This window comes from Arthrobacter sp. Hiyo1 (genome assembly GCF_001263615.2).
Taxonomy (GTDB): Bacteria; Actinomycetota; Actinomycetes; order Actinomycetales; family Micrococcaceae; genus Arthrobacter.
Window position 1 is genome coordinate 176,894 of sequence record NZ_DF952469.1, and the last position, 908, is coordinate 177,801.

The 908-nt window shown below is 66.0% G+C and carries 2 protein-coding genes; both read right to left on the reverse strand.

The annotated features are described in order from the left end of the window. Positions 1-468 (reverse strand): tRNA dihydrouridine synthase (locus tag AHiyo1_RS05445; RefSeq protein WP_172465503.1); only part of this gene is annotated, 468 nt, incomplete at its 3' end. A gap of 58 nt (positions 469-526) precedes the next feature. Further along, positions 527-908 (reverse strand): response regulator transcription factor (locus tag AHiyo1_RS05450; protein ID WP_148667478.1); only part of this gene is annotated, 382 nt, incomplete at its 5' end.

Below are 908 nucleotides of genomic sequence, written 5' to 3' on the forward strand. Positions count from 1 at the left end.
CAGCGGGATGTCGCCCTTGGAGGCTTCCTTGACAGCCGTCTGGACGATCGACGTGAAAAGGTCGATCTTCCAGGGGAGGGCGGATCCGCCGCCGCGCCGGGTGACCTTGGGCACGGGGCAGCCGAAGTTGAGGTCGATGTGGTCCGCCCGGTCTTCTTCGACGAGCATGCGCACTGCCTGGCCAACGGTGACGGGGTCCACGCCGTACAACTGCACGGAACGGACTTTTTCATCGTCGTCATGGGAGATGATGCGCAACGATTCCGGGGTGCGCTCCACTAAGGCACGGGAGGTCACCATCTCCGCCACATACAGGCCGCCGCCGTATTCACGGCACAGCCGACGGAAGGCCGAGTTGGTGATTCCGGCCATCGGGGCGAGGATCACGGGGGTGTCCACCGTGATCCGGCCGAGCTGCAGCGGGGGCAGTTCGAGCTTGGGCGAAGGGGGCGTTGCTACTACAGTCACCCGTCCATTGTCTCAAAGCGGGGCAAATCGACGGGACGGTCGAATACGTGCCTGGCCGCTAGAGCAGCCAGCCGTTGTCTTCGGCGATCCGCACGGCCTCGGCACGTGTACGGCCGCCGGTCTTGGCCATCGCGGCAGACAGGTAGTTCCGCACCGTCCCTTCGGAAAGCATCGCTGACTTCGCGATGTCGGCTACCGTTCCGCCGTCGTACGCTGCCTTGAGCACCTCCCCCTCGCGTTCGGTCAAAGGGCTGTCTCCCGCGGTCAACGATTCCGCGGCAAGCACCGGGTCCACCACCCTGAGCCCTTGGTGTACGCGGCGTACCGCTTCGGCCAGTTGCCGGGCGGGCGTGTCCTTGACGACGAATCCGGAGGCGCCGGCCTGCATGGCGCGCTTGAGGTAGCCTGGCCGCCCGAAGGTGGTCACCATGAGGACCCGG